Here is a 22,350-nt window from a genome sequence, read left to right as displayed (position 1 = left end):
GTGTTGCCCCCAGGACAGATTCAGCCGTAGCGGCTGATGGCGAGATCCGTCACGTCGATTTCCGGCTGGCGGCCGCCGACGAGATCGCCGATGAGCCGGGCCGAACCTGTGCTCATCGTCCAGCCGAGCGTGCCGTGGCCGGTATTGAGAAAGAGGCCGGCGATCTTTGTCGGGCCGATGACCGGCGTGCCATCGGGCGTCATCGGGCGCAGGCCGGACCAGAAGGAGGCCTTGGAAATATCGCCGCCGGGGAAGAGATCGGTGACCGAATGTTCCAGCGTGCTGCGACGGGCCAGGCCGAGATCGTTGGTATAGCCCGATATTTCGGCCATGCCGCCGACGCGGATGCGGTCGCCGAGCCGGGTGATGGCGATCTTGTAGGTTTCGTCCATGACGGTCGATTCCGGTGCCCGTGACGCATCGGTGATCGGGATAGTGAGCGAATAGCCCTTGACGGGATAGACCGGCAGCCGGATGCCGAGTGGCTTCAGCAGCAGCGGCGAATAGCTGCCAAGCGCGACCACCACCGCCTCGGCACTCATCCGCTCACGATCGCGATCGGGATCGCGTTCGGTGATGATCCCGCGCACCCGGCCGGCCTCGACATCCAGCGCCCTGATCGTCGTCCCGTAAGCGAAGCGGACGCCGAGCGCCTCGGCTTTGGCAGCCAGAGCATTGGTGAACTTGAAGCAGTCACCGGTCTCGTCCTTCGGCGTCAGCAGGCCGCCGACAATCTTGTCGCGCACATGCTTCAGCGCCGGTTCGAAGCGGATACAGCCGTCCCGGTCCAGCAGCTCATAGGGAATGCCGTCGGCAGCCAGCGCCTTGACATCCTTTGCCGAAGCCTCGAGCTGCTGCTCAGTGCGGAACAGCTGCAGGGTTCCCTGCATGCGTTCATCATAGGCGATGCCGGTCTCGGCGCGAAGTTCGGCAAGCGCGATGCGGCTGTAATCGGCAAGGCGCAGCATGCGGCTCTTGTTGATCGCGTAGCGCTCGGAGGTACAGTTGGACAGCATCCTGGTCATCCAGGCAAGCATGGCCATGTCGAGTTTCGGGCGCAGGATCAGCGGCGCGTGTTTCATGAACAGCCATTTCATGGCCTTCATGGGGATGCCGGGCGCTGCCCATGGCGAGCAATAGCCGAAGGAGACTTCGCCGGCATTGGCAAAGCTCGTCTCCAGCGCCGGACCAGGCTGCCGGTCGACGACCGTGACCTCATGGCCTGATTTGGCCAGGTGATAAGCGGATGTGACGCCGACGATGCCGGCTCCTAGAACGATGACCTTCATGATGTTCCCAATGATGGAGCCGCCGGCTCTTAGCGATATTGCCTGTCGTAACGATCGCCCAGGCCGGTTAGGATTTCGTAAGAAATGGTGCCGGCGTCACGGGCGATGTCCTCGAGCGTCTGATGACGGCCAAGCACTTCGACGAGACTGCCGAAGGTCAGCGCGCCTTCGGGCAGTGCTGTGATATCGACGGTCGCGCTGTCCATCGACACGCGGCCGACGATCGGCAGGCGGATGCCGTTGAAATAGACGGCGCCACGGTCGCCCAGCGACCGGGGCAGGCCATCGGCATAGCCGGCGGCAATGGTGGCGAGACGCGTTTCCCGTTGCGTCACATGCGCGCCGCCATAGCCGACCTTCGCCCCCGCCGGCACGGTGCGCGTCTGCACGATGGCGACATCGAGGCTGACGACCGGTTCCATCGGGTTCTTCTCGCCGGCGTTCGGAGCGCCGCCATAAAGCGCGATGCCGGGGCGGGCAAGCACGCCGTGATAGGCGTCGCCCAGGAAAACGCCGCCGGAATTGGCAAAGGATATGTCGAAGCCCGGAAATTCGTCGGCGATGCGAAACATCTCGGCAAACTGCTCGCCGTTCTGCTCGCTGTCCATGTCATCGGCCGACGCCAGATGGCTCATGATGAACAGGATTTCGACATTGGTGCCATCGCGAAGAGCCGCCGCCAGCTCTGCTCGCTCTTCCCTGGGAAAGCCGAGCCGCGACATGCCGGTGTCGAACTGCAGGACGGCGGGCAGGCAGCGCTTCAGAATGCGCGCGGCCGCCGACCATTGCCGCCACTGCGCCAGTGAATTGAGAACCGGGACGATGCCCATCTCGGCGCAGGCAATTTCGTTACCGGGCTGCAAGCCGTTCAGCACCAAAATCTGAGCGTCCTGTGCAAGGGCCGGCCTGAGCCTCACGGCCTCGACAAATTGGGCGACGAAGAAATGCCTGCAACCTTCACTGTAAAGCGCTCTCGCCACCCGCTCGGCGCCGAGACCATAGGCATCGGCCTTGACGACGGCGCCCGCGCGGACCGGCGCCAGCATCGATAGCAGCTTGCGATAGTTGCGGCCGAGGGCGGCAAGATCGATCGTCAGATAGCCCGTGGCTCCCTGCGCGGTCGTGGCGGTGCGTGTGCGGGAAACCAAAATATCGCTATCCATGTCCACCCCTTTTTCGATCTCGTGGAATGTATGAAATAACGAGCGAAATTGCCTATCATTCAGCAATCGATTATTGCACAATTTGCCCATTATTCGCATAATCAACGAAAATTTGGAATAATCTCTCATGCCCGCTCTCGACGCGATCGATCGCAATATCCTGAGACTGCTGCGCCTCGATGCCCGCATGAGCAATGCCAAGCTCGCCGCCGAGATCGGTCTCTCTCCATCGGCCTGTCTCAGGCGCATCAAAATCATGGAAAAATCAGGCGTGATCCGCGGTTATACGGCGCTGGTCGACACTGGAAATGCGGATGAGATGATTGCCGTGATCATCAACATCACCCTGGAACGACAAACGGAGGATTATCTCGACCGCCTCGAAGCGGCGGTTCGCCGGCATCCCGAGATCCGGGAATGTTTTCTGATGACCGGCGGTTCGGACTATCTGTTGCGCGTCGAGGTTGCCAATGCCGGCGAGTTCGAGCGAATCCATAAAGAGATCTTGTCGACCTTGCCCGGCGTCCTCAGGATTCATTCCAGCTTCTCGATCCGCAATGTTCTGGCGACGCGCACGCGAGGCAGGCGCTAAACGCGTTACGAGGCAGCCTAATCGCCTGCCAATGAGAGTCCCTATTCCTCCCCTCCGCCGACGGACCGGGAGCCGCGCCGCGCTCTAAAAAGTCAGTTGCACCTTACAGGCAGCCGAGCGGTCGCCGGCGAGGATGAAAGCTGCGGCGGCTTGTTCGAGCGGCAGGCTGTGGCTGATAATCGGCCGGACATCGATCTTGCGGCTGGAGATCAGATCGACGGCGGTCGCAAATTCCTCGTGGAAACGCTGGGTTCCGTGGAGTTGAAGCTCCTTGCCGACGATGGCGTTGAGAGGGATCGGGACGTCTCCTGTGACGCCGACCTGCACGATCGTTCCGCGCGGCCTGATGGCGGCAATCGCGCCGCGGATGGCCGGGGCGGCGGCCGAGCATTCGAAGACGAGATCGAAATAACCCTTTCCCGCCTCGAATTCCGCAAGCGCCTGGGCATTTTTGGAAACATTGATCGTGCGGCTGGCGCCCATCGCTTTGGCCCGATCCAGCGCCGCATCCGCAAGATCGGTCACCACGATCTCGCCGGCGCCATGATAGGAGGCGACGGCAACCATCAGCGCGCCGATCGGGCCGGCTCCGGTGACCAGCACGCGTTTGCCTGTGATCTCTCCCGCGCGCGATGCCGCGTGCAGGCAGACGGAGAGCGGCTCGCTGCAGGCGGCTTCCGCCGCAGGTGTCGCAACTCCGACCGCAAAGCACTGCTTGGCCGGCACCACCAGCCATTCCCGGAACATGCCCTGCTCATGCGGCAGGCGCATTGCACTGCCCATGAAGCGCATTTCCAGGCAGTGGATCGGCATGTTTTTCTCACAATATTCGCAATGCCCGCAGGGCTGGCTGGGATTGACCGCCACCAGCGTCCCGGCCTTCAGGTCGACTCCCTCGCCCGCTTGGCTCACGGTCCCTGAGGCCTCGTGGCCGGGTATGATCGGCTCGCGAACCCGGACCGGGCCGAAGCCGCCATCCTGATAATAATGCAGGTCGGAGCCGCAAATTCCTGCGGCCGCCATTTTGAGCAGCACCTCGCCGGGACCAGGGGCCGCAACCGCAGCGGTCTCGATCCTGAGATCGCCCTTTTGGTAAAGCCGTGCCACACTTGTCCGCATCGTGTCCATCCTATCTCAACAGTCCAAGCTGCTGCGGCAGCCAGAGCGATATGGCCGGGACGAAGGTGATCAGGATCAGCGCCAGAAAGAGCGGTACCAGCCAGGGCAGGATCGCCATGGTCGTCCGTTCGACGGAGAGTTTCGCGACCCGCGACAACACGAAAAGCACCATGCCGAGCGGCGGGTGCAACAGGCCGATCATCAGGTTCAGCGTCATGATGAGACCGAACTGGACCGGATCGATCCCGAACTTCAGGACTATCGGCAGAAGGATCGGCACGAGGATGGTAATGGCCGCGATCGTATCCAGGAAGCAGCCGACGAAGAGCATCAAGAGGTTCACCAGGATAAGGAAAACCCATTTATTGTCGGTGATCGACAGGATAGCATCGGACAGCAGCTGTGCCGCCTGGCTCACCGTCAACAGCCAGGCAAAGACCGATGCCGCGGTGACGATGAAGAGAACCGATGCCGTCGTCTCGATCGTATCGAAACTTGCCTTGGCGAGCGTCGAGGGCGTCATCGTGCGGTAGCGCACCAGGCCGAGGAACAGAGACCAGAGGACGGCGGCGACGGCAGCCTCCGTCGGCGTGAACCAGCCCATCGTCATGCCGCCGATCAGGATCACTGGCGTCATCAGCGCCATGACGGCGGAGAAGCGGAAACACCAGTCGAGGGCAAGAAGCAGGGCAAGGGCGATGCCGGCTGCGGCATTCATCGATACCCCGGCACGCATCATCAGATAGATGGCCAGCGGCACCGCCAGGACGACGACGATTTCCATCCCGGCCGACAGCAACTGCCTGACATCGAACGGTGCGTCCGAGCCCCAGCGCTTCTTATAGGCGAAGGCGGCGACAGTGATCATCATCAGCAGCGTCATCACAATGCCTGGCAGGATGCCTGCCATGAAAAGAGCGCCGATCGAGACGTTCGCCATCATGCCGTAGATCACGAAAGGCAGCGATGGCGGGAAGATCGGGCCGAGCGTGGCAGACGCTGCCGTCACTCCGACCGCGGCCTCGACCGGATAGCCGTGATCCTTCATTGCCTTGATCTCGATCGTGCCAATACCCGCTGCATCGGCGAGCGCAGTGCCCGACATTCCGGAGAAGATCACCGAACCGATGATATTGACCTGCGCAAGACCGCCCTTCATCCAGCCGACGAGAGCGACGGCAAAGGAATAGATGCGGCCGGTGACACCAGCTGAGTTCATCAGGTTGCCCGCGAGGATAAAGAACGGCACGGCGAGCAGCGGGAAGCTTTCGACGCCGGCGATCATGCGCTGGGCGACGATGATGTCGGGGGCGACGCCGTAAAGGACGATGTAAAGCACGGATGCGACAGCCATCGAGATGGCGACGGGCACCCCGATCAGCATCAGCACCAGAAACGAACCAAGAAGCAGCAGCATCGGATCAACCCTCGACGGTCTGGAATTCTTCGGGGCGCTCCAGAACGGAGTAGCCGCGGCGCATGTTGGTGATGAAGACGATGACCGCGCGGATCAGCATCAGCACGAAAGCGATGAGAACGGCGTAGAAGACGATGTTGCGCGGCAGGTCGATGGTGACCATCTGCTCATCCGCCACGATGTCGACATAGCGCCACATCAGGTGGCAGCCATAGGCGAAGAAGCCGATGCGGACGATATCGACGAAGGTGGCGAGCACGCGCGCCAGGCCTGCAGGCATATAGTGATAGAACACATCGACCTGGATATGCCGCGAGGTGCGCACGCACATGACGGAACCCAGAAAGACGACCCCGATCAGGCAGTTGATCGCAATCTCCTCGGTCCATGCGTAGCTGTCGTTCAGCACATAGCGCGTGAAGAACTGCAGGAAGACGCAACCCGCCATCAGCCAGAAGACGATCAGCGTGATCCAGTCTTCGATGGCATAGTCCGAGACGTTTGCCGTCGGCGCGTGCCCTTCGAACTCGTGACCGATTTCCTCGGCGGTGATTGGCGTGTGAATTTCTTGCGACATGATCGGCCCTGTTTCAGTTGAGGAAGAAGGGCGCGGCGTGGGGGGCGTGCCCTTCGTGTCGACATCGTCTTGCGCTCGGCGGCGCCTGCCCCTCATCCGGCTGCCGCCACCCTTGCCTGGGGCGAGCCACGTGTCTCGACCCGTCCTTCGGACCCCCGCAAACGGGGCGAAGGGACATGCCGCAGCGGCTTCTTCAACCCTCGACGCTGCATTGGCACGTCCCCTCTCCCCGTCTAAACGGGGAGAGGTTAGGGTGAGGGGCATGACGAACGGGTGGCTTGCGGGCTTTATTGTATCGCGCGGATTGCTTCCCAATCGGCCTTCTCGTAGCCGAAATCCTCGAACTTGACCTTTTCCATCACGGTCTTTTCGAAATCGGCCTTGTCGACCTCGGCGACGTTCAGGCCCTTTTCCTTGAAGGTCGCAATAAGACCGTTTTCCTTGCCGGCGATCGTCTTGCTCGTGCGCTCGGCGGCCTCCTGCATGACCTCGCCGAAGATTTTCTTGTCCTCGTCGGAAAGGCTCGCCCACCGCGTCTTCGAGACCACGGTGTTGAGGTGATCGACGATGTGGCCGGTGAGGATGATGTTCTTCTGGACTTCGTAGAACTTCTTCGCCTCGATTGTCGTCAGCGGGTTTTCCTGCGCCTCGACCGTGCCGTTCTGCAAGGCGAGATAGACTTCTGCAAAGGCGATCGGCGTCGTGTTGGCGCCGCAGGCGCGCGGCATGGCGAGATAGGCGGGAACGTCGGGCACGCGGATCTTCAGGCCCTGCATATCGGCGCATTTGGCGATCGGCTTGTTTGATGTCGTATGGCGCGTGCCGTAATAGCTGACGGCGGTGATGTGGTTGCCGGTCTTGTCTTCATAGCCTTTGGCAAGGCGCTTGAAGACATCGCTCTTGGTATAGGCGATCAGGTGATCGGGACCGCGGAAGATATAGGGAAAGTAGGTCACGCCGATCGGCTTGTAGTCGCGCGCCGCAAAGCTCGATCCCGAGATGATGATGTCGACCGTCCCGAGCTTGAGGCCCTGGTTGATGTCGGCTTCCTTGCCGAGCTGCGACGCCGGATAGACCTCGATCTTGTAGCGCCCGTCGGTGCGTTTGTTGATCTCTTCCGCGGCCCAGACGGAATCCGTGTGGAAGGGCTCGGACGTTTCATAGACATGCGCCCATTTCAGCACTGTCTGGGCCTGCGCGATCGCGCTGCTCGCCATGATGACGGCTGCAGTGCAAAGTATCGTTGCCAGTCTGCTTTTCATTGCTCTCTCCTCCCGAGCTTGGGTTAAGTCTTGGCAGTTGCTTTCGACGGCCGCCTGTTGCGTCCGCGCTCCTCTTCCCCCGAAAACTCCTCCCCGAAGCTCTCGGAAAATCTCTTCTGCGACATTGTGAGATGGGCGCGCATGGCAGCCTTGGCGCCGGCGGCATCGCCGGCGGCGATCGCGTCGCGAATGGCGCGATGTTCGTCCAGGGCGCTACGCCATGTCGTCGGCCCCTCGAAGTGGCTGGCGAGCCTTGCGAAATAAGGGGTCATGCGCATGTCGAACATCTCGCCCGTCACGCGGATCAATGTCGCATTCCCGACGATGGCGGCAATGCCGGTGTGGAAGGCGCGATCGGCATCGAGCACCGCGATTGCATCGTTGACCACGCCACTCATGCGCGTCAGAGCCTCATCGAGCAGAGCGACATCGTCCGGTTTGGCGCGACCGGCAGCCTCTTCGGCGATGGCGCATTCGATAATGGCACGCGCCTGCAGCAGCTCGAACGGCCCCTCCACCGGCTCTCGCTCGGCCCCGGCGGCAGTCGCGGCATGCCGGCGCACCACATAGATGCCGGATCCCATGCGGATGTTGACGAGGCCTTCGACCTCCAGAACGATCAGCGCCTCGCGGACGGTCGGGCGTGACACCGACAGTTGCTCCGCCAGATCGCGCTCGGCCGGCAGCCGCTGGCCGACGGCAAGCTCGCCGCTGGCGATCATCAAGCGAATCTGATCCGCGACCTGCCGGTAAAGACGGCGTGATTCAACAGGCGAAAACATCATGGCCTCCCCGGCGAGCTTCTCCTCAAGCGCGCAGACTGGTCAACTGGCCTGACCAATTAACATACAGGTATCACCCCTTGGGTTGTGCGTCAATCCGCCGCATAAACTTGAAAGGAGAGTAACATAGACCGAGCCGAGCACGCAAAAACCCCGCCGAGGCGGGGTTCTTTGCGACGGTGGCCGACTAGTTGTTATGGGCCGCGCAGGCCTCATCCATCGGCGTGGCATTGCTCGTGCCGCCCTGCGTCTGAAGATTGTCGGAGTTGTTGACCGGATTGGGGCATTTGGGCTTGTCGGTTTTCATTGTGCCGGTGGTCGTAGAGCCGGTCGTGGTGGTATCGGTCGCCATCGGCTTTTTGGCCTTCATATCGCCGCTTGCACCGCCGCCCTGATCGGCCTGGTTTTTATCGATCGTGGCGCCGGCTGGTGCCGGATTGGACTGGGCGAAAGCTGACGTGGCCATGCCAACAGCGAAAAGCGAAGCTGCTACGAGTTTCATACGCATCCTGGTGTCCTCCTTGGGATCTTTGGGTGATCAGGCAGAACCTCGCCGGCACGTCATTGTTCCGCAGTTTCTGCCTACGAACATCCCATATGCTCTGGAGCCCCGGGCGCGCCCAAGGATCAAAGGTGAGGCAGAGTCAGGAAGTGAGCGATGGCCAGCGGCGACCGAGTTCGTGAAGATTACTTCGCGTAAAGCGCTCGCGACCGCTCGAGATGCTTGAGGAGCGCCGTTTCCGAGCCATCCACGTCGTTTGCTTCAAGGCGGTCGACGATTTCGTCGTGTTCGGCGAGCGTGAATTTTTCCTTGCCGGTCCAGATCAGCATCTCGGTATGATATTCCTTCAACCAGGCAAGCATTGCTTCGCTGACGGCGACGTAGATCGGATTGCCCGATATCTGCGCGATGCGGGTGTGAAACTCCATGTCCGCGTCGATGAACTCTTCGGCCCGCCCAAGCGACATTCGCTGGCGTTCGATGATATTCCTGAGGTCGGCGATATCATTTACCGAGGCCCGCTGCGCGGCCTCGCGTGCCATGCCCCGCTCGAAGAAGATGCGGGCGCTCTTGAGATGCTCCAGCGAGTCCGCTGATTGCGACAGCATGATCTTGGCGGTGAGATCAACCTGGCGGAATATCGACTTTGCCGTCAGCCTGAGGACCTTCGCCCGCTCACCGTGCGAAATGCTGACAAGACCTTTATTGGCAAGGGACTGCATGGCCTCCCTGATTGCCGGCCGGCCGACGCCGAAGCGTTCCATCAGCACGCGCTCGGATGGCATTTCGTCGCCGGGCTGAAGCTCGCCCGAGGTGATCATTCGCTCAAGTCGATCAAACACTTCGTCAGAGAGTTTTCGGCGGACGATTTGTTCGAGGGGCTGGGTCATCACATCTCGCTGGCTCAAAATGTTTTCTCCTAACAGTTTCCGTGTCGAGAACAAAGCTGTCGGCGAAAATTTGCGGATCCGAAGATTCTACTTTTCATAAGTTGGAATACTCATTATACCAGATCACAAGTTGACGCCATGGTAATCTGCGTGGCGAGAGGAGCAACCGTCAGTTTCATGATGATTACCCTGACCTACCGTATCGAAACGCCCGGCAGCGTCGAGGCGATGGCGGAAAAGATCGCGAGCGACCAGTCGACCGGAACCTTCGTTCCCGTCCCCGGCGAGACCGAAGAGCTGAAATCGCGTGTCGCCGCCCGCGTGCTGGCGATCCGTCCGCTCGAAGGCGCCAGTCATCCGACTTGGCCCGAGGTCGCCCCCGGCACGCTGCTTCATCGCGCCGATATCGACATCGCCTTTCCGCTGGACGCGATCGGGACAGACCTTTCGGCATTGATGACCATTGCGATCGGCGGCGTCTACTCCATCAAGGGCATGACCGGCATCCGCATCGTCGACATGACGCTGCCTGACGCCTTCAAAAGCGCGCATCCCGGACCGCAGTTCGGCATCCCTGGGAGCCGCCGCCTCACCGGCGTCGAAGATCGCCCCATCATCGGAACGATCGTCAAGCCGGCGCTTGGCCTCAGACCACACGAGACGGCGGAACTGGTCGGCGAGCTGATCTCATCCGGCGTCGACTTCATCAAGGATGATGAAAAACTGATGAGCCCGGCCTATTCGCCGCTCAAGGACCGCGTTGCGGCGATCATGCCATGCATTCTCGATCACGAGCAGAAGACCGGCAAGAAGGTCATGTATGCCTTTGGCATCTCGCATGCCGACCCCGACGAGATGATGCGCAACCACGACATCGTCGCCAAGGCCGGCGGCAACTGCGCCGTCGTCAACATCAACTCGATCGGCTTCGGCGGCATGAGCTTTCTGCGCAAGCGCTCCGATCTGGTGCTGCATGCGCATCGAAACGGTTGGGACGTGCTGACGCGCGATCCGGGCGCCGGCATGGATTTCAAGGTCTATCAGCAGTTCTGGCGGTTGCTCGGGGTCGACCAGTTTCAGATCAACGGCATCAGGGTCAAGTATTGGGAGCCGGACGACAGCTTCGTCTCGTCCTTCAAGGCCGTCAGCACGCCGTTATTTAATGCCTCCGATTGCCCGCTTCCGGTTGCCGGTTCGGGCCAGTGGGGAGGACAGGCGCCGGAGACCTATCAGCGGACCGGCCGCACCATCGATCTTCTCTATCTCTGCGGCGGAGGTATCGTCAGCCATCCCGGCGGCCCGGCGGCCGGGGTTCGGGCCGTGCAGCAGGCCTGGCAGGCCGCGGTCGCGGACATCGCGTTGGAGACTTATGCGAAAGATCATCCGGAGCTTGCAGCGTCGATAGCAAAATTTAGCGGCGGCAAGGGCGCGTGACCACCATGGATGGACCTCTCGTCAGCTATTACGGGGACGACTTCACCGGCTCCACCGATGTCATGGAGGCGCTCGCCTCGAACGGCGTGTCGACCGTGCTCTTCCTCGACATTCCCACGCCGGAACTGCTTGCGCGCTTTCGGGATTGCCGCGCGATCGGCATTGCCGGGACAAGCCGCAGCGAGCCCCCCGCATGGATGCAAGAGCACCTTGCGCGCGCTTTCGAGTGGCTGAATTCGCTGGGCGCTGACATCTGCCACTACAAAGTCTGCTCGACCTTCGATTCCAGCCCCGAAATCGGCAATATCGGCAAAGCTATCGAAATCGGCCGATCGGTCTTCGGGCAATCCGTGGCGCCCGTCATCGTCGGCGCGCCGCAACTAAGGCGCTACACGGCATTCGGCAATCTCTTTGCCGCTTACCAGGGCCGGATCTTTCGTATCGACCGCCATCCCGTCATGAGCCGCCATCCGGTGACCCCGATGGATGAGGCGGACCTTGCGGTTCACCTGTCGAAACAGACCCGCCTTCCCGTCCTGGTCGCCGATCTTATCGCCATCACCGCGACGGACGCAGATGCGCGTGTCGACGAACTGGCGTCGGCTTCAGAAGGGATTCTGCTCATCGATGTCGATTCCGAAGCGACGCAGGAGGCCGCCGGTCGGCAGTTGCTTCGTGTCACCGGCCGCTCGGGAAGCTTCGTCGCCGGCTCCTCGGGGGTCGAATATGCCCTGCTCAGCGCATGGCGACGGAGCGGCTTCATCGGCGCGAGCGGCGCCGAGTTTCCCGATATCGGTCCGGTCGATCGCCTCGCCGTCGTGTCGGGCAGCGTATCGCCGACGACCGAGCGCCAGATCCGGACGGCCGTCGAGAACGGCTTCGAAAGCATCGCGCTCGATCCGCTGGCACTGGTTTCGGAGCACGGCGAAGGCGCGGTGGATGCTGCGGTAGAGGCGGGAACCGAGAAGCTCAAGCAAGGCAAGAGCGTCATCCTCTACACCGCGCTTGGCCCGTCCGCCGACCGCGGCGCCGACATCGACAAGCTTCCAGGCGCTCGTCACCGGCTCGGGAGAGCGCTCGGCACGATCTTGCGCCGCCTGATCGAGAACGAAGGGCTTTCGCGTGCGGTCGTCGCCGGCGGCGACACGTCAAGTCATGCCCTCAGGCAGTTGAAGATCGACGCGCTGACGACGCTTCTGCCGCTGCCCCAGACGCCGGGTTCTCCGCTTTGCCTCGCGCATGGCGACTATCAGCCGACCAACGGCCTGCAGATCGCCCTCAAAGGCGGCCAGGTCGGCACCGACGGTTATTTCACGCAGATCCGCGATGGGAGGAAACGCTGATGGTTTCCCCCGATCCGGCTTGGCGGAGAAAAACGTGCGGATCATACGAATTAAGTGATATGGTGATTGACTCATTATACCAGTATATGATCCTATCCAGAAACGGAAAAGGTGAGGAAACATGACTAAGATTGCCCTCTTCGGCGCAGGCGGGAAAATGGGATACCGGCTTGCCAAAAATCTCAAAGGCTCGCGTTTCGACGTCCGCCATATCGAGGTGAGCGACGCAGGCAAGGCGCGTTTGAAAAATGACCTCGGTGTCGATTGCGTGCCCGTCGATATCGGGCTCGACGGCGCCGAGGTGGTGATCCTTGCCGTGCCGGACACGGCGATCGGCAAGGTCGCGGCAGGCATCGTCGACAAGCTCGCATCGGGTACCATGGTGATCGCGCTGGACGCTGCGGCTCCTTTTGCCGGCCACCTGCCGAAGCGTGATGATCTTACCTACTTCGTCACCCATCCCTGCCATCCGCCGATTTTCAATGACGAGACGGACATGCAGGCGAAAAAGGACCACTTCGGCGGCCTCTTCGCCAAGCAGCATATCGTCTCGGCACTGATGCAAGGCCCCGAAAGCGCCTACGCGCTCGGCGAGGAAATCGCCAAGCTGATCTGGGCCCCGGTCATGCGCTCGCACCGGGTCACGGTCGACCAGCTTGCCATGCTCGAACCGGGCTTGTCGGAAACCGTCTGCGCATCGCTGCTCGTCGTCATGCGACAGGCCATGGACGAATGCGTGGCACGCGGCGTGCCGGAACAGGCCGCCCGCGATTTCCTGCTCGGCCATATGAACGTGCTCGGCGCGGTCATCTTCAAGGAAGTCGACGGCGTGTTCTCGGATGCCTGCAACAAGGCGATCGAGTTCGGCATCCCGGCGCTGATGCGCGACGACTGGAAAAAGGTATTCGAACCGCAGGAGATCGCCGAAAGCATCCGGCGCATCACCTGAACCGGCTTGGGGAGGCAAACCCTCCCCTCAACCGCCCCGGGGAGAAGGGGCTTCATTCACAACAGGGAGGAAAAAATGAAACTGACGCGCAGACTGACACTTGCAGCTTTTGCCGGCGCATTGGCGCTCGGAACGGCTCTTCCGGCCTTTTCGGCCGATCTCATCGCCATCATCACGCCGGCGCATGACAATCCCTTCTTCAAGGCCGAAGCCGTCGGCGCCGAAGCCAAGGCGAAGGAACTCGGCTACGAGACGCTGCTCATGACGCATGACGACGACGCCAACAAGCAGTCCGAAATGATCGACACGGCGATCGGGCGCGGCGCCAAGGCGATCATCCTCGACAATGCCGGAGCCGACGCCTCCGTCGCGGCCGTCAAAAAGGCGAAGGATGCAGGCATCCCCTCCTTCCTGATCGACCGCGAAATCAACGCGACGGGCGTTGCCGTCGCCCAGATCGTCTCGAACAACTATCAGGGCGCCCAGCTCGGGGCGCAGGAATTCGTCAAGCTGATGGGCGAGAAGGGCAATTACGTCGAACTGGTGGGCAAGGAGTCCGACACCAATGCCGGCATCCGCTCGCAAGGCTATCATGACGTCATCGACGACTATCCGGATCTGAAGTCCGTTGCCAAGCAGTCGGCCAATTGGAGCCAGACGGAAGCCTATTCGAAGATGGAAACCATCCTCCAGGCAAATCCCGACATCAAGGGCGTCATTTCAGGCAATGACACCATGGCCATGGGCGCCATCGCAGCGCTGCAGGCGGCCGGCCGCAAGGACGTGATCGTCGTCGGCTTCGATGGCTCCAACGACGTGCGCGACTCCATCAAGTCGGGCGGCATCAAGGCGACGGTCCTGCAGCCCGCCTATGCGCAGGCTCAGTTGGCAGTGGAACAGGCAGACGCCTACATCAAGAACAAGACGACGCCAAAGGAAGAGAAGCAGTTGATGGATTGCGTTCTCATCAATGCCGACAATGCCGGCAAGCTCGAAACCTTCGCCCTGACGAACTGATCAGCCGCGAATTGCGGAGGGCGCAGCGCTGCGCCCTCCGCAATGCATTTCGCAAGACGTCGAGGTTTAAAGCATGTTGAGAATGAAGGGCGCTCTCATCGCTGCCGTCGTGGCGGCCGCCTTGCCCGGCTGCAAGATCATCAAGACGCCGACGGCAGAGGAAAAGGCGGCGGCAGCGGCCAAGACCGCCTTCGACCCGAATGCAAAGGTCGAGGCGATCTGGCAGTCTGAGGCAGTGCCCTATTTCGAGAAGCGCGCCGGCGATCTCAAGGACGTCATACAATTGGCCGCCTCCAGCCCCGACGCCGCAGGCGAGAAATACGGCAATCCCCGCAAGCAGAGCAGCTCGCCATGGACCTATGCGGTGAAGATCACCGGCAAGATTGTTGCGGCCGATACGGCCTCTCGCGCGGCAACGCTCGATGTCGACGCAGATGGCGACGGCAAGGCCGATGCGAAGGTGCAGATCGGGCCGGCGCTGCGCGGCACGGCGCTGCGCGACACGCTGGAGTTCGTCAATTTCAACGAATTCAAGAACCAGATCGAGTGGGCGCAGTTCGGCAAAGCCTTCAACGAGAAGGCCAATACCACCTTTCTCTCCGCCATCCCGCGTGAAGGCCTCGCCGGCAAGACGGTGACCGCGATCGGCGCCTTTCCGCTGCCGAAGAGCGGCGAGCTGCCGTTCATCACGCCTTCGGAACTGAAGGTCGGCCCATGACCACAGGAGGGGCACAAAAGGACGACATCATCCTGCGCCTCGACGACGTGTCGAAGGTCTATTCGGGCATCGTCGCCGTCAAGCGCGCCAATCTCGAACTGCGCCGCGGCGCAGTGAACGTCCTTGTCGGCGAAAACGGTGCAGGCAAGTCGACGCTGATGAAGATCATCGCCGGTGTCGAGCGTCCGACGCTCGGCCGCATCATTCTGGATGGCAAGCCTGTCTCCTTCGACAGCCCGGCGGACGCGCAAGCGCACGGCATCGGCATGATCTTCCAGGAACTCAATCTCTTTGCCAACATGTCGGTCGCCGAGAATATCTTCGCCAGGCGTGAAATCACCCGCGGCATCCTCGGCATCGATCACAAGGCACAGGTGCAAAAGGCCAATGCGTTTCTGAAGCGTCTGGATGCCGGGATCGAGGCCGATACGATGGTCGAGGATTTGCCGATCGGCCAGCAGCAGCTCGTCGAGATCGCCAAGGCGATGTCGCTGGATGCCCGGATCCTGATCATGGACGAGCCGACGTCGGCGCTTTCGGCGGCCGAAGTCGAGATCCTGTTCAAGGTGATCGCGGAGCTTAAGGCCCAGGGTGTGGCGATCGTCTATATCTCGCACCGGCTCGAAGAGCTGATGCGGATCGGCGATTACATCACGGTGCTGCGTGACGGCCAGGTCACCGGTGAAGCGATGGTCCGCGACATCGACACGCGCTGGATCGTGCGCTCGATGATCGGCTCGGATGCCAAGGATTTTGCAAAATCCGTGGACCACGCCATCGGAGCCGAGGTCTTTCGCGCCGAAAATATCAGCCTGCCGCGGCCGACAGGCGGCCTTTCGGTCAACAATGTCTCGCTGTCGGTCAAGGCGGGCGAAATCCTCGGCATCTACGGCCTGATGGGTGCCGGGCGCAGCGAATTCTTCGAATGCGTGATCGGCCGTCACACACACTCGACCGGCAAGATCTTCATCGACGGCAAGCAGGTTCGTGCCCGCGACACCACCCGGCGTATCCGCCGCGGCCTTGCGCTCATTCCGGAAGACCGGCAGCGGGAAGGTCTGGTCCAGGTGCTCTCGATTGCCTCCAACCTGACACTGGCGAGCCTTGGCCGCTTCACCCGGCTCTTCCATATCGACAGAGGTGCGGAAAAGAATGCCATTCGCGATGCAATCCGCGATCTGTCGATCAAGGCGCCGAACCCGGATTTCGAGGTGACCTCGATGTCCGGCGGCAATCAGCAAAAGGTCGTCATCGGTAAGGCGTTGATGACCAATCCGAAAGTGCTTTTGATGGACGAGCCGAGCCGCGGCATCGATGTCGGCGCCAAGGCCGATGTCTTCCGCACCATGCGGCGGCTGGCGGCAAACGGGCTCGCCATTCTGTTTTCGACTTCCGACCTCGAGGAGGTCATGGCGCTTTCCGATCGCATCGCGGTCTTGAGCAACGGCCAGCTGGTCGCCGTCTTCGACCGCAACGAGGCCACGGAAGAAGCCATTATCGCGGCTTCGGCCAAGGGACACGGACATCAAGGGAAACTCGCGTCATGATGACGGCTACCTCCACCACTCTTGCGCCGAAGGGCGGCAACGGCTCGGCGCTTCTGACGCTGATGAAGCTCAGGACGTTCATCGCGTTATTTGCCGTCATCATCTTCTTCGCGATCTTCGCCCCGAACTTCACCTCGACGGCGAACATGATCCTGATGTCGAAGCACGTGGCGCTGAACGCCTTCCTGGCGATGGGCATGACCTTCGTCATCATCACCGGCGGCATCGATCTCTCGGTCGGATCGATCGTCGGGCTTTGCGGCATGGTCGCCGGCGGTCTGATCCTTTACGGCATCGAATTGCCGATCGGCTACACCATCTTTTTCAACCTCTTCGAGATCGTGCTGATCACCTTGTCGATCGGCCTGCTCATCGGGCTGATCAACGGCCTGCTGATCACCAAGCTCAACGTTGCGCCGTTCATCGCCACACTCGGCACACTCTATATCGCCCGCGGTCTCGCTTTGCTGTCGTCGGACGGCCAGACCTTTCCGAACCTTGTCGGCCGGCCTGAATATGCGACGACCGGATTCGATTTCTTCGGCGCGGGACGCATTTTCGGTCTGCCGGTATCGATCTGGATTCTGATCGTGCTTGCCCTGCTAGCCGCCTATGTCGCGCGTTCGACGCCGATCGGCCGTCACATCTTCGCCGTCGGCGGCAATGAGCGGGCCGCGCGCATGTCCGGCATCCGGGTCGATGTCGTGAAGATCTTCGTCTACATGTTTTCCGGACTGTGCGCGGCCATCGTCGGCGTCGTCATCTCCTCGGAACTGATGGCGGCCCATCCGGCGACCGGCGAAAGCTTCGAACTCAATGCGATTGCGGCAGCCGTGCTCGGCGGCACCTCGATGTCGGGCGGCCGCGGCACGATCGGCGGCACGATCATCGGCGCCTTCGTCATCGGCATTCTCTCCGACGGATTGGTGATGATGGGCGTCTCCTCCTTCTGGCAGATGGTCATCAAGGGCCTCGTCATCATCATCGCCGTCGTCGTCGACCAGGCGCAGCGCCGCCTGCAGCAGCGCGTTACCCTCATGCAGATGGCAAAGGCAGGTTAAGATGACGGAATTGAAAGGGGCTTTGATCGGTTGCGGTTTCTTTGCGATCAACCAGATGCATGCCTGGAACGACGTTCGAGGTGCCGGCATCGTGGCGATCTGCGACCGCGACCCGGAGCGGCTGAAGATCGTCGGCGACCAATTCGGCATCGATCGTCGCTATGGCGATGCCGAGGCATTGTTCGCCGATGGCGGTTTTGATTTCGTCGACATTGCCACGACGGTCCAAAGCCACCGCTTTCTCGTCGAATTGGCGGCTGCGAACAAGGTGCCGGCCATCTGCCAGAAGCCGTTCGCCAAGACCTTGTCCGACGCGAAGGCCATGGTCGAGGCGTGTCGCAATGCCAGCATACCGCTGATGGTGCACGAGAATTTTCGCTGGCAGACGCCCATCCAGGCGGTCCGCAAGGCGCTGGACGCGGATGCGATCGGCACGCCCTTCTGGGGGCGCTTCTCCTTCCGTTCGGCCTACGACGTCTTTTCCGGCCAGCCCTATCTCGCCGAAGGGGAGCGGTTCATCATCGAAGACCTCGGCATCCATACGCTCGACATCGCCCGCTATATCCTTGGCGACGTTCGCTCGCTCACGGCCCGCACCAAGCGGGTCAATCCAGCCATCAAGGGTGAGGATGTCGCGACCATTCTGCTCGATCACGAAAACGGCGCCACATCGGTCGTCGACGTCAGCTACGCCACCAGGCTTTCCAGGGAGCCATTCCCCGAGACCTTGATCGAGCTCGACGGTTCGGAAGGCACGATCCGCCTGACCCAGGGTTACGGCCTGGAAATCACCAACGCCAAGGGCACCACCACCACTGACGTATCGCCGAAGCTGTTGTCATGGGCCTCGCGGCCCTGGCACAACATCCAGGAGAGCGTCTACGCGATCCAGCAGCATTGGGTTGATCAGTTGGAGCGCGGCGCCGAACACTCGACATCAGGGGCCGACAATCTGAAAACTTTCGCGCTCGTCGAGGCCGCTTATGACAGCGCGGCCAGGGGACAGACGATCGACGTCGGAGCGATGCTGCGATGACGGTCGATGCGTTCCAGCTCTACGGCACTCGCCTCGTCGAAACGCCGCCGGTTCGCCTGAGAGCCGGAAAACTGGAAGCCGATCTCACCAATGGCAACCTCCGCACCATCCGCTACGATGGCACCGAAGTGCTGCGAGCGATTTCATACCTCGTTCGCGACCGGGACTGGGGCACCTACAGCCCCGAAATTGTCAATCTCCGGATCGAGCAGAGTGACGATCGTTTCGCGGTCGCCTATCGCGCCTGCTGCGAGGGACCGGATGATACCAAACTCATCATCGATGTTCGCATCACCGGAAATGCGGACCGGCTCGACTTCGAGGCCGAAGCCAACACAGAGACCGGCTTCGAGACCAATCGCTGCGGCTTTTGCATCCTGCATCCGATCGTCGGCGTGGCGGGCTCGCCGGCAACGGTCGAGCATGTCGACGGCCGGATAATGGCAACTCGGTTTCCCGATGTCATCGAGCCTTGGCAGCCGTTCAAGGACATGCGCGCCATCACCCACGCGGTCATGCCTGATGTTCAGGCGGAATGCCGGATGGAGGGCGACACTTTTGAAATGGAAGATCAGAGGAACTGGTCGGACGCATCCTACAAGACCTATGTCAGACCGCTCGCCCTTCCCTGGCCCTACCAGATTGCCGCCAATCAGCCCGTTGGGCAAAGGACGTCGCTGATCATCAAAGATGCACGCGACGCCACACGGCATCCTCCAGCTGCGGCGTCAGGCGGCGCCATAAAACTTGAACTCGGGGCGCGAACCGGCACCATGCCTGATATCGGCGTGATCGTTACACCCGAGGAGGCCGATGCGACGCTGTCGGCAAAGTCCGTTCTGTCGGAGATCGCTCCCCAGGAACTCCTTTTCCACTTCGACCCCAGTGCCGGGCACGGCGTCGACGCGCTCAGGCGGTTTGCTGCGATCGCAACAGTCCATCGCGGCCGCTCGACGCTGGAGATCGCCCTTCCCTGCCAATCGTCACCGTCTAGCGAGGCGGCCGAGATCGCCCGCCAGATGCAACTGGCGGAATTCAGGCCGGATGCGATCATGATCTCGCCATCCGTCGACCGGCAATCGACGCCGCCCGGCAGCACATGGCCGGATTGCCCGCCCTTGGATGAGGTCTATACAGCTGCCCGCGCCGCCTTTCCCGGCATTCGCATCGGCGGCGGCATGCTGAGCTACTTCACCGAACTCAACCGGAAGCGTGTCCCAGACGGACAACTCGACTTCGTCAGCCACTGCACCAACCCGATCGTGCACGCCGCCGACGATCTTAGCGTCATGCAGACATTGGAAGCACTGCCCTTCATCACGCGGTCGGTGCGTGCGATATATGGCGACAAGCCCTACCGGATCGGCCCATCGACGATCCCGATGCGACAGAATCCCTATGGTAGCCGCACGATGGACAATCCGGTGGGCGCACGCATCCCCATGGCCAATCGCGACCCACGTCACAATGGACGTTTCGCGGAGGCCTTCGCGCTTGGCTACGCGATACGAGTGCTGGATGCCGGTCTGGAATGCCTGACGCTATCAGCCTTATCAGGTCCGTTCGGCCTGATCGCCGGTCCGGGGGAACCGACCGAACAAGGCGGGCGTCGTCCGCTGTTCGATACGGTGCGGACTCTGTGTCAACTGGCTGGTGCAACCTGGCGGGAATGCGTCTCCTCCTCGCCCTCCGAGGTCCTGTCTTTCGTTGCAAGGGATACTACAGGCGCCAGGCTTTACGTCGTCAATCTGACGAGCGAAGAACGAAAGGTCGATTGCGGCGCATGCGGGCCGACCGGGAAGGACTCAAGCGGGAATCTGCTGCTTGCCCCATTGGCCGTCGCCGTCCTGCCGCTGGAGCACCACGCGCTGGCGGATTGACCTCCAGCAGTGCAGCTGCATCTATGAGATCGGAACTCGCTCTCGGGAGGATCGACGTGAAGACGAAGAAGCTTATCAATTCCGGCGCAGATGCCGTCGATGAGATGCTGCAAGGGATCCTGGCGGCGCATCCGCGCCATCTCTATGCGGTAGAGGACATGCCCCGCGCGATCATTGCCAGAGACGGGCCACGCAGGGGCAAGGTCGGGCTGGTCATCGGCGGTGGATCCGGGCACGAGCCGACGTTTCTGGGGTTTGTCGGCAAGGGCCTGGCGGATGCGGCCGCGATCGGCAATGTCTTCGCCTCGCCGCCGCCCGATCCGATTATCGCCTGCGCCATGGCGGTCGACGGTGGCGTCGGTGTCCTGTTCATGTATGGCAACTATGCCGGCGACGTGATGAACTTCGACATGGCTGCCGAGATGCTGGCGCTCGATGAGATCGAGGTGCGCACCGTGCTGACCACGGATGATGTGGCGTCCGCCCCTGCCGATCAGCGGGACAAGCGACGGGGCGTGGCGGGCAACGTCTTCATCTTCAAGGCCGCCGGCGCGGCCTGCGATCTTCTCTATTCGTTTGACGATGTCGAGCGCGCGGCCCGCCATGCCAATGCGCGAACCTACACGATGGGTGTGGCGCTCTCGCCCTGTTCGCTGCCCCAGACCCTCCGGCCAAACTTCCTGATCGGCCAAGGCGAGATGGAGATCGGAATGGGCATCCATGGGGAGCCTGGCGTGGCGCGCGAGCCGCTGAAGCCGGCCGACGCGGTGACCGACGAACTCATGGACAGCATTCTTCGGGAGATGAAAGCAGACCGGGGCGATCGTGTCGCGGTACTCGTCAATTCGCTGGGTTCGACCCCGATGATGGAACTCTACATCATGATGCGGCGCGTGAAGTCCCGGCTCGACGATGCCGGGCTCATCCTCCATACGTCGCTCGTCGGAAACTACTGCACGTCGCTCGAAATGGCCGGCGCGTCGATCACGGTCATGCATCTTGACGACGAGCTTCAGCGATTGATCGACCACCCCTGTGATTGCGCGATGTTTGCGAGGTGATCAATGACGTTTACGACCGAAGATCTGCAGCGCTTGGTTGCCGCAATTGCCGAGGATATCGCGGCCGCACGAGATCAACTTTGCGAACTGGACGGTGCCATTGGCGATGGGGATCACGGCCTTGCCATGGATGCGGGCTGCCAGGCGGCTGCGAAAGCGGTCGGCGAGCTTGACGCCGAGATCGCCCCGACAGCCGCATTCAACGTCGCGGCAAAGGCTTTCCTGAATGCGGTCGGTGCTTCGTCGGGCCCGTTATATGCCACGGCCTTCATGCGCGCCGGAGCGGCCGCCAAGGACAAGCAAGTATTAAGCGATGATGATTTCCTGCGCGTCTTTGCGGCAATGGCGCAGGGAATCCAGGAACGCGGAAAGGCCGAACCCGGTGAAAAGACGATGGTTGACGCCTGGAAGCCGGCGGCTGACGCGGCACTCGATGCCTGGCAGTCGGGAAAGCCCCTCCCCCAATGCTTCGAGGCGGCCGAGCGGGCAGCGCGCGCAGGCTGCGAAGCGACCAGCAGCATGATGGCAGCCAAGGGACGGGCTTCGCGATTGGGGGACCGTGTGATCGGGCACATCGATCCCGGCGCCGCCTCGGCCCTCATCATCATCGCCGCGATGGCCAAATTTGCCCAACATCACGATGGTTAGCTCATCATACCAGTTGACATGTCAATGACTATCTGCAACAAGGGGCCCGGCTTTACAAGAGGA

General features: G+C 61.6%; 21 protein-coding genes. 12 read left to right on the top strand and 9 right to left on the bottom strand.

Going from position 1 to position 22,350, the window contains the following annotated elements:
- Positions 1-20: 20 nt before the first annotated feature.
- The gene (locus tag OIU37_RS21130; RefSeq protein ID WP_264258596.1) at positions 21-1,289 is read right to left on the bottom strand and encodes a D-amino acid dehydrogenase; all 1,269 of its coding nucleotides are present in this window, start codon (positions 1,287-1,289) and stop codon (positions 21-23) included.
- Positions 1,290-1,318: 29 nt separating this feature from the next.
- Positions 1,319-2,452 (bottom strand): alanine racemase, encoded by a 1,134-nt coding sequence (alr, locus tag OIU37_RS21125; RefSeq protein WP_171603347.1) that lies wholly within the window; start codon positions 2,450-2,452, stop codon positions 1,319-1,321.
- Positions 2,453-2,579: 127 nt separating this feature from the next.
- Here alr and OIU37_RS21120 point away from each other — a divergent pair, with 127 nt between their 5' ends.
- On the top strand, positions 2,580-3,044 hold the full coding sequence (locus tag OIU37_RS21120; RefSeq protein ID WP_020047400.1) for an Lrp/AsnC family transcriptional regulator: 465 nt from the start codon (positions 2,580-2,582) through the stop codon (positions 3,042-3,044).
- 84 nt (positions 3,045-3,128) lie between these two features.
- Here the strand turns inward: OIU37_RS21120 and OIU37_RS21115 are convergent, their stop codons facing one another.
- The 7 genes from OIU37_RS21115 to OIU37_RS21085 all read right to left on the bottom strand — a co-directional run bounded on the left by OIU37_RS21115 (position 3,129) and on the right by OIU37_RS21085 (position 9,593).
- The gene (locus OIU37_RS21115; protein ID WP_171603346.1) at positions 3,129-4,163 is read right to left on the bottom strand and encodes an L-idonate 5-dehydrogenase; all 1,035 of its coding nucleotides are present in this window, start codon (positions 4,161-4,163) and stop codon (positions 3,129-3,131) included.
- 10 nt (positions 4,164-4,173) lie between these two features.
- A complete protein-coding gene (locus tag OIU37_RS21110; protein WP_264258595.1) occupies positions 4,174-5,580 on the bottom strand; it encodes a TRAP transporter large permease in 1,407 nt (468 codons plus the stop codon).
- A 4-nt stretch (positions 5,581-5,584) separates the two neighbouring features.
- A complete protein-coding gene (locus OIU37_RS21105; protein WP_171603345.1) occupies positions 5,585-6,157 on the bottom strand; it encodes a TRAP transporter small permease in 573 nt (190 codons plus the stop codon).
- Positions 6,158-6,444: 287 nt separating this feature from the next.
- Positions 6,445-7,419, bottom strand: a complete 975-nt coding sequence (locus tag OIU37_RS21100; RefSeq protein WP_264258594.1) for a sialic acid TRAP transporter substrate-binding protein SiaP — start codon at positions 7,417-7,419, stop codon at positions 6,445-6,447.
- 23 nt (positions 7,420-7,442) lie between these two features.
- A complete protein-coding gene (locus OIU37_RS21095) occupies positions 7,443-8,201 on the bottom strand; it encodes a FadR/GntR family transcriptional regulator (RefSeq protein ID WP_171603343.1) in 759 nt (252 codons plus the stop codon).
- 187 nt (positions 8,202-8,388) lie between these two features.
- Positions 8,389-8,709, bottom strand: a complete 321-nt coding sequence (locus OIU37_RS21090) for a hypothetical protein (protein WP_171603342.1) — start codon at positions 8,707-8,709, stop codon at positions 8,389-8,391.
- A 179-nt stretch (positions 8,710-8,888) separates the two neighbouring features.
- Positions 8,889-9,593, bottom strand: coding sequence for a transcriptional regulator NanR (locus tag OIU37_RS21085; protein WP_171603898.1), 705 nt, complete (start codon positions 9,591-9,593; stop codon positions 8,889-8,891).
- Between the two features lie 177 nt (positions 9,594-9,770).
- Between OIU37_RS21085 and oiaX the strand changes: the two genes are divergently transcribed.
- From oiaX to dhaL, 11 genes are all read left to right on the top strand, one after another.
- Positions 9,771-11,027 carry a 3-oxo-isoapionate-4-phosphate decarboxylase OiaX gene (gene oiaX / locus OIU37_RS21080; protein ID WP_264258593.1) on the top strand — a complete coding sequence of 419 codons (1,257 nt, stop codon included), beginning with the start codon at positions 9,771-9,773 and terminating at the stop codon, positions 11,025-11,027.
- 5 nt (positions 11,028-11,032) lie between these two features.
- Positions 11,033-12,370 (top strand): four-carbon acid sugar kinase family protein, encoded by a 1,338-nt coding sequence (locus OIU37_RS21075; RefSeq protein ID WP_182208181.1) that lies wholly within the window; start codon positions 11,033-11,035, stop codon positions 12,368-12,370.
- Between the two features lie 121 nt (positions 12,371-12,491).
- Entirely contained in the window at positions 12,492-13,319 is an 828-nt protein-coding gene (locus tag OIU37_RS21070; protein WP_171603340.1) for a phosphogluconate dehydrogenase C-terminal domain-containing protein, read from the top strand.
- A 75-nt stretch (positions 13,320-13,394) separates the two neighbouring features.
- Positions 13,395-14,336, top strand: a complete 942-nt coding sequence (locus tag OIU37_RS21065; protein WP_003550404.1) for a D-ribose ABC transporter substrate-binding protein — start codon at positions 13,395-13,397, stop codon at positions 14,334-14,336.
- A gap of 73 nt (positions 14,337-14,409) precedes the next feature.
- Positions 14,410-15,054: a DUF2291 family protein gene (locus tag OIU37_RS21060; RefSeq protein WP_171603339.1), complete on the top strand. Its 645-nt coding sequence runs from the start codon at positions 14,410-14,412 to the stop codon at positions 15,052-15,054.
- Positions 15,051-16,601 (top strand): sugar ABC transporter ATP-binding protein, encoded by a 1,551-nt coding sequence (locus OIU37_RS21055; RefSeq protein ID WP_171603338.1) that lies wholly within the window; start codon positions 15,051-15,053, stop codon positions 16,599-16,601. Before OIU37_RS21060 ends, OIU37_RS21055 begins: the two co-directional genes overlap by 4 nt.
- Positions 16,598-17,662, top strand: a complete 1,065-nt coding sequence (locus tag OIU37_RS21050; protein ID WP_171603337.1) for an ABC transporter permease — start codon at positions 16,598-16,600, stop codon at positions 17,660-17,662. Before OIU37_RS21055 ends, OIU37_RS21050 begins: the two co-directional genes overlap by 4 nt.
- Position 17,663: 1 nt before the next feature.
- Positions 17,664-18,698: a Gfo/Idh/MocA family protein gene (locus OIU37_RS21045; protein WP_264258592.1), complete on the top strand. Its 1,035-nt coding sequence runs from the start codon at positions 17,664-17,666 to the stop codon at positions 18,696-18,698.
- Entirely contained in the window at positions 18,695-20,578 is a 1,884-nt protein-coding gene (locus tag OIU37_RS21040) for a hypothetical protein (protein WP_264258591.1), read from the top strand. Before OIU37_RS21045 ends, OIU37_RS21040 begins: the two co-directional genes overlap by 4 nt.
- Before the next feature lie 56 nt (positions 20,579-20,634).
- Positions 20,635-21,639 carry a dihydroxyacetone kinase subunit DhaK gene (locus tag OIU37_RS21035; protein WP_180695788.1) on the top strand — a complete coding sequence of 335 codons (1,005 nt, stop codon included), beginning with the start codon at positions 20,635-20,637 and terminating at the stop codon, positions 21,637-21,639.
- 3 nt (positions 21,640-21,642) lie between these two features.
- Positions 21,643-22,287, top strand: coding sequence for a dihydroxyacetone kinase subunit DhaL (dhaL, locus tag OIU37_RS21030; protein WP_182207953.1), 645 nt, complete (start codon positions 21,643-21,645; stop codon positions 22,285-22,287).
- Positions 22,288-22,350 lie beyond the last annotated feature (63 nt).

The sequence above is a fragment of the Rhizobium sp. BT-226 genome, assembly GCF_025847085.2.
Taxonomy (GTDB): Bacteria; Pseudomonadota; Alphaproteobacteria; order Rhizobiales; family Rhizobiaceae; genus Rhizobium; species Rhizobium sophorae.
Note: the sequence above shows the minus strand (reverse complement) of the source record. Positions and strands in the feature narration are given on the sequence as shown.

Excerpts from the sequence above, each read along its gene's own strand:
- OIU37_RS21130 (WP_264258596.1), bottom strand. The coding sequence starts at position 1,289 with ATGAAGGTCATCGTTCTAGGAGCCGGCATCGTCGGCGTCACATCCGCT.
- alr (WP_171603347.1), bottom strand. The coding sequence starts at position 2,452 with ATGGATAGCGATATTTTGGTTTCCCGCACACGCACCGCCACGACCGCG.
- OIU37_RS21120 (WP_020047400.1), top strand. The coding sequence starts at position 2,580 with ATGCCCGCTCTCGACGCGATCGATCGCAATATCCTGAGACTGCTGCGC.
- OIU37_RS21115 (WP_171603346.1), bottom strand. The coding sequence starts at position 4,163 with ATGCGGACAAGTGTGGCACGGCTTTACCAAAAGGGCGATCTCAGGATC.
- OIU37_RS21110 (WP_264258595.1), bottom strand. The coding sequence starts at position 5,580 with ATGCTGCTGCTTCTTGGTTCGTTTCTGGTGCTGATGCTGATCGGGGTG.
- OIU37_RS21105 (WP_171603345.1), bottom strand. The coding sequence starts at position 6,157 with ATGTCGCAAGAAATTCACACGCCAATCACCGCCGAGGAAATCGGTCAC.
- OIU37_RS21100 (WP_264258594.1), bottom strand. The coding sequence starts at position 7,419 with ATGAAAAGCAGACTGGCAACGATACTTTGCACTGCAGCCGTCATCATG.
- OIU37_RS21095 (WP_171603343.1), bottom strand. The coding sequence starts at position 8,201 with ATGTTTTCGCCTGTTGAATCACGCCGTCTTTACCGGCAGGTCGCGGAT.
- OIU37_RS21090 (WP_171603342.1), bottom strand. The coding sequence starts at position 8,709 with ATGCGTATGAAACTCGTAGCAGCTTCGCTTTTCGCTGTTGGCATGGCC.
- OIU37_RS21085 (WP_171603898.1), bottom strand. The coding sequence starts at position 9,593 with ATGACCCAGCCCCTCGAACAAATCGTCCGCCGAAAACTCTCTGACGAA.
- oiaX (WP_264258593.1), top strand. The coding sequence starts at position 9,771 with ATGATGATTACCCTGACCTACCGTATCGAAACGCCCGGCAGCGTCGAG.
- OIU37_RS21075 (WP_182208181.1), top strand. The coding sequence starts at position 11,033 with ATGGATGGACCTCTCGTCAGCTATTACGGGGACGACTTCACCGGCTCC.
- OIU37_RS21070 (WP_171603340.1), top strand. The coding sequence starts at position 12,492 with ATGACTAAGATTGCCCTCTTCGGCGCAGGCGGGAAAATGGGATACCGG.
- OIU37_RS21065 (WP_003550404.1), top strand. The coding sequence starts at position 13,395 with ATGAAACTGACGCGCAGACTGACACTTGCAGCTTTTGCCGGCGCATTG.
- OIU37_RS21060 (WP_171603339.1), top strand. The coding sequence starts at position 14,410 with ATGTTGAGAATGAAGGGCGCTCTCATCGCTGCCGTCGTGGCGGCCGCC.
- OIU37_RS21055 (WP_171603338.1), top strand. The coding sequence starts at position 15,051 with ATGACCACAGGAGGGGCACAAAAGGACGACATCATCCTGCGCCTCGAC.
- OIU37_RS21050 (WP_171603337.1), top strand. The coding sequence starts at position 16,598 with ATGATGACGGCTACCTCCACCACTCTTGCGCCGAAGGGCGGCAACGGC.
- OIU37_RS21045 (WP_264258592.1), top strand. The coding sequence starts at position 17,664 with ATGACGGAATTGAAAGGGGCTTTGATCGGTTGCGGTTTCTTTGCGATC.
- OIU37_RS21040 (WP_264258591.1), top strand. The coding sequence starts at position 18,695 with ATGACGGTCGATGCGTTCCAGCTCTACGGCACTCGCCTCGTCGAAACG.
- dhaL (WP_182207953.1), top strand. The coding sequence starts at position 21,643 with ATGACGTTTACGACCGAAGATCTGCAGCGCTTGGTTGCCGCAATTGCC.